Source organism: Anabaenopsis tanganyikae CS-531, from assembly GCF_029891675.1.
Lineage (GTDB): Bacteria > Cyanobacteriota > Cyanobacteriia > Cyanobacteriales > Nostocaceae > Anabaenopsis > Anabaenopsis arnoldii.
This window is the reverse complement of sequence record NZ_JANQDF010000094.1, coordinates 1-5094: the sequence shown is the minus strand read 5'-3', so window position 1 is coordinate 5094 and position 5094 is coordinate 1. Positions and strand designations below refer to the sequence as shown.

Genomic DNA, 5094 nt, shown 5'->3' with positions numbered 1-5094 from the left:
ATTACACGCACCCTCAACAGTGAAAGGAGCTATCAGCTGATGGTTACACAGCGCGGCAATTATGTTCACCCGACCTTCACGACGACCTGATTTAAGTGCATGGAAGCGCTGTCCTTTTGAGTTCCAACCGTAATCATACTGCTCTGGGTTGTCCATTCCTGACTCATCGAGGTATACAATCTTCTCCACAGGTAACTTGGACAACTGCGTTACGAAAGCCTGTCGTTTGACCTCATCGCGCTCACGGTAGCCATAAGTCTTTTTTTTCGCGTAAAACCAATTTTTTTCAAAGCTCTTGAGATTGTGCGATCGCTAATTTCTTCAGGCCAAAGTCAGGCCATCTCTACTTGGGTTTTATCGCTATGTACCGAAGCAAACTCACGAAATTTTTCCCATCGGTTTTTCGCTTCAACCATAGGGTGATGGTGTTGCGACTAATATTAAACATTTGACTGGCTTGAGTTTTCTTCAAGCCATTGAGTTCAATCCCTTGGATTACTTTTTGACGAAGGTCGTAACTGTACGGCTTGGGCATATACCTGTAGCAAGCGATCGCTTCACATGAAAAGGGACTACTTATAGTTTATGCTTAAATTACCTTGGCGGTTGCTATGTTTGCGGATATCGCACTGGAGAACATCACGACTGGAACGCGCAAATTCAAGGATGTTTGTATGGATTTAATCACCGAATTAATGATTCTATAATGGCTAGGCCAACCCGTCTTAGATTGAATGTTAGTTTGAAAACACTACCTTGGATTTCTTTAGTACTCGTCTCACTGAGTTACAGTACATTGGGTTGGGTATTATCAGATAATAATGCCCCTCTTTATCTGTGGATATTACTTATATTAGCTATTTTAGTTTTAGTGGCGAGCTTAACTGTTTCTGTGTCGGTAATCTCAAAATATTCTAGTCTATTAGTTAGCTCAAATCTCAGGTCTTTTACTGTTGCCACTCTTGGCGCTTTCTTGTTTTTTCTGATGCTAGCTTGGTTCGGTATATTTCTGGATATGTTGCTGATTATTTGTGCGGGTATCTTGGCGAGAATTGACTGTCAAACTGCTGGTATCACACAATTACAAGCTTTTTTAATTATCTTGCTCTTTTCATTAGGGGGGTTAGGTTGCGGTCACTTACTACACTTCGTATCTTCAGGGTATGTGTAGTGGTTGGAGAGGGTGGGGATTACCCACCCACGCACATCTAAACGGTAGCTGTCTCCCCTGGGGTTGCAACTGGATAAACACTAACTTTTTTGCGGGCTTTACCTTTTCTCTCAAAGGCTACTAAACCATCAATTAAGGCAAACAAGGTGTCATCGCTACCAATACCAACATTGTTACCGGGGTGAAATTTGGTTCCCCGTTGACGTACGAGAATGTTTCCCGCTAGTACGGTTTGACCACCGTAGCGCTTGACTCCCAAGCGTTGAGCATTAGAGTCGCGTCCGTTACGAGTACTACCTGTTCCTTTCTTATGAGCCATAATTACCTCTTGTGTTTTCTTTCTTTATTATTCAGCTACAGCTTCTACAGGGGAATTATCGGTATTCGTATCGTCTGATACCTCTTCTGGAGCAGTAAATACCGCGCCATTCAGGGTGATGGAATCAATCATCAGTCTAGTAATTTCTTGCCGATGTCCGCGTTTTTTGCGGGTTTTCTTTTTCGGCTTCATTTTATAAACTATGACTTTGCGGCCTCTCAGATTCCTGAGAATTGTTCCTTCTACCGTCGCCCCTGTTACTAACGGCTGTCCTATGGTGACTTCGCCGTCATGCTGCACTAGTAATACTGAATCTATTGTAACTTTTTCGTCGGCTTCGATATGGAGCAGTTCAATATCGTAAAAGCGACCAGGTTCAACTTTTAGTTGCTTGCCGCCAGTTTCAATAATTGCGTAGGTCATGAAATTGTCCTTGAAGTTGCCGTACAGGTAGCTGGCTTTAAAGGCGATCGCTCGCTGTTGCTAGCTTTTGTGTATGTCTACCTGATCCGAGCAGGAATAAGACAGACAATCCATCACTATACTTATATTAATCTGCTTATGTCAACTGTGATTGAGGGGTTTAGTTGAGTTTTAAATATTACTATAAGGTGTTGAGTTTTGAACAACCAGTTCAAAACTCAACAGGGGAATTTGTTAATTTCTCGCCCCTAACTTTTGACCGACACCATTTTTTTGTGCTGGGTCGTCTGCGGGTAATTCCACACCAAAGACACGCCCAAAAGCCTTTTCTACTTTGTAGCCAGAATCAATGGACTCTAAGGGGTCTTTGCGGAGTCTATGACGCAGACATAAAGTAATTACACGTTTGATATCATCAAGAGTGACTTCTGTCCGACCTTCAAAAGCGGTTAATGCTTTGGCGGCGCGGTTGGTAACAATATCACCACGCAAACCATCAACATCTAGTTCTGAACAAATTTCGGAAATTTTCACCCGCTGCTCGTAGTCAAGTGTGACTTGGGGTAACAAATTCTGAGCATTGACAATTTTTTCTTGTAATGCTTCCTGTTCAGATTGATATTTTTGCAGAAATTCAGGCGGATTTTGGTCAAATTCCGCCCTTTGTTCCACAATCTGCACCCGTAAAGCAGGTTCTTTGACGGTGTGAATTTCTGCGTGCATTCCAAAGCGGTCTAACAGCTGGGGGCGTAATTCACCTTCCTCGGGGTTCCCAGAACCTACCAGCACAAACCGGGCTGGGTGGCGAATAGAAATTCCTTCCCGTTCTACAGTGTTCCACCCACTAGCAGCAGAGTCGAGTAACACGTCTACTAGGTGGTCATCTAGCAAATTGACTTCATCCACATAGAGAATACCTCGGTTAGCCTTGGCTAGCAATCCCGGTTCAAAGGCTTTCACACCTTCAGATAAAGCTTTCTCAATGTCGATGGTACCACAAACTCGGTCTTCTGTAGCTCCCAATGGTAGGTCTACCATTTGAACTTTTTTATGAGTCACGGGTATTTCCGCCCCCTGTTCCACCATCTGGCGAACTTCATCGCTCATCACGTCGGGGTCTTTGGGGTCACTATTGAAGGGGTCATTGGCCACAACTGGGATTTCTGGCAATAAATCCGCCAGGGCCCGGATAGTCGTGGATTTACCGGTGCCGCGATCGCCCATAATCATTACACCACCGATTTTGGGATCAATCACGTTCAACAGCAGCGCCAGTTTCATTTCTTCCTGGCCCACAATTGCTGTAAATGGGAATACCACGCGACGCGCACTGGCCGTGGATTGAGCAGTTGGAGTCACTAAATTACCTTAACAATATTTTTCTTATTACCGTTCTCTATTGTGCCACAGTTAGGAGGTGAAGAAGCGACTACAGCAGGTTGGTAATTTCAAATCAGCCTCTGAGGTAGTAACACTGCATGGAAATTTAACTCAAATTTATTTAGATGTGAGTTCACAGTCGAGCGCGTTAATTTAAGTACATAGTTAATTTAATTTAAATAGCCCCGGTCGATGAATCAAAACCTTAATTTAACTTCCACCCAAGAGTTCCCCACTCATAAAAATCACAGTTTTTCCCCACTACAGTTATCTGTGAAGCCATTGATTATCTTTACTCTAGAACTGCTACTAGCAATACCCCTGGGTTTAGTCTTAGTCAAATTACACGTGGGCGGAATTGCTTGGATATTTGGGGGACTAGCCTCGGGTGCTATGGTTTTACAAATATGTCGGATTGTATATCAGTATAATCCCAGTCCTAATCGCCGGGCCCGCAAGGTGGGAATGGCACTTGTGGGCTTAACTGTGGGTGCTTCAAGTAGTGGTAGCGATTTAACGGGTTTGGCTTCTGGGATTCCTGTATTTATTTTTCTGACTTTGTTCTTAATAGTTTGTGGTATCTGCATTGGCTACATCTACTCTCGCTTGAGTCAAACCAATTTATTAACCTCTATGTTGGCGACGGTTCCCGGTGGTGTGGGAGTTATGTCATCTATTGCTGCGGATTATAATCGTAATGTCACCCTTGTAGCTTTGGTTCAGGCTATTCGTGTTACATCGGTTGTATTACTGATTCCATTCATTGCACGGTCATCTGTTGCTGATGTTCTCCAGGCTGAAACTTTACCTGTGAAAAATACAGTAGTAAATTTTGACCCGTCTCAATTAGGCTTCCTCTGTTTGGCGCTGCTAATTACGGCGTTGGTAGTTTATCTGGCTGGTTTATGTAAACTCCCCGCTGCTGAGTTTTTTGGTGCATTATTAGTTGGTCTGGGGTTTAATCCTTTGCTCCACTGCATACCTGTTTTGGCTGATGTGACTTTTAATCCCCCCGGGTTGATAAAATTATTAGGCCAAATGCTTCTGGGAATTACCATTGGTGAATATTGGGGAAAGAAACCTAATATTGGCACAAGAGCCATTAGTTACGGTTTTATGTCTGTGGCTATGACTCTAGCTGCTGGTGCGATCGCTGCTATGCTGGCCATGCAGTTAACTTCTTGGGACTGGTTAACTTGTCTACTGGTTACCGCACCAGGAGGAGCGCCAGAAATGATCCTGGTATCCCTGACATTAAATCATGATGTCGAAATTGTCACCACTGGCCATTTAATCCGACTGATTGCTATTAATAGTTCCCTACCCCTGTGGATCTTTTTGTTTCGCCGTCTTGATACCCAACTTTCTGAGTCAGTTTAATCCCCCAATGTTTCCATGACTAATCACCAAGAATTAGATGCTCATCAATGGGTCAAAACTCGTTCATCCGATCCAAAAAAGCTAACTAATGCTAACAAAAGTTGGCTTTTTCTTCGGTGTTTCACCCTAGCAGTGTCGGCACTATCTAGTCCACAGGCTAACACGATCAATCTGACCGCTTCTTTTTTTTAAATTAATCGCCGCGTTTAAATCTCTATCACTTTCAAAGCCACAACTATCACATTTAAACACTCTTTGAGATAATGACAGTGATGATTTCTGGTTCTTCAGTACCTAATATGCTAAATTGTTTTGATAAAATCCGAAAAGGCTTACCGTATAAGGGAAATAATGTTGGTTATTGAAGAAAATGCCTGAATATTCCTTCTTAATCTCTGTTCGGTGTGTTCCCTGTTCCCTG

The 5094-nt window shown here is 43.2% G+C and carries 6 protein-coding genes and 1 pseudogene; 2 read left to right on the top strand and 5 right to left on the bottom strand.

Annotated features, from left to right (window positions below; translation table 11 throughout):
* Positions 1-535 (bottom strand): annotated as a pseudogene (locus NWP22_RS09885) (transposase); the annotation flags it as partial.
* A gap of 171 nt (positions 536-706) precedes the next feature.
* Between NWP22_RS09885 and NWP22_RS09880 the strand changes: the two are divergent.
* Positions 707-1171: a hypothetical protein gene (locus NWP22_RS09880; RefSeq protein ID WP_271730905.1), complete on the top strand. Its 465-nt coding sequence runs from the start codon at positions 707-709 to the stop codon at positions 1169-1171.
* Positions 1172-1208: 37 nt separating this feature from the next.
* On the opposite strand, the gene rpmA is transcribed toward NWP22_RS09880, so the two are convergent.
* The 3 genes from rpmA to bchI all read right to left on the bottom strand — a co-directional run bounded on the left by rpmA (position 1209) and on the right by bchI (position 3272).
* Positions 1209-1490: a 50S ribosomal protein L27 gene (rpmA, locus tag NWP22_RS09875; protein ID WP_271730906.1), complete on the bottom strand. Its 282-nt coding sequence runs from the start codon at positions 1488-1490 to the stop codon at positions 1209-1211.
* 27 nt (positions 1491-1517) lie between these two features.
* The gene (rplU, locus tag NWP22_RS09870) at positions 1518-1913 is read right to left on the bottom strand and encodes a 50S ribosomal protein L21 (protein ID WP_271730907.1); all 396 of its coding nucleotides are present in this window, start codon (positions 1911-1913) and stop codon (positions 1518-1520) included.
* A 234-nt stretch (positions 1914-2147) separates the two neighbouring features.
* Complete coding sequence (gene bchI / locus NWP22_RS09865) at positions 2148-3272, bottom strand: magnesium chelatase ATPase subunit I (RefSeq protein ID WP_271730908.1); 1125 nt, start codon at positions 3270-3272, stop codon at positions 2148-2150.
* 213 nt (positions 3273-3485) lie between these two features.
* On the opposite strand from bchI, the gene NWP22_RS09860 reads away from it, so the two are divergent.
* Positions 3486-4673 carry an AbrB family transcriptional regulator gene (locus NWP22_RS09860; protein ID WP_280801815.1) on the top strand — a complete coding sequence of 396 codons (1188 nt, stop codon included), beginning with the start codon at positions 3486-3488 and terminating at the stop codon, positions 4671-4673.
* A 141-nt stretch (positions 4674-4814) separates the two neighbouring features.
* Here the strand turns inward: NWP22_RS09860 and NWP22_RS09855 are convergent, their stop codons facing one another.
* Entirely contained in the window at positions 4815-4925 is a 111-nt protein-coding gene (locus NWP22_RS09855) for a zinc ribbon domain-containing protein (protein WP_271730910.1), read from the bottom strand.
* Positions 4926-5094 lie beyond the last annotated feature (169 nt).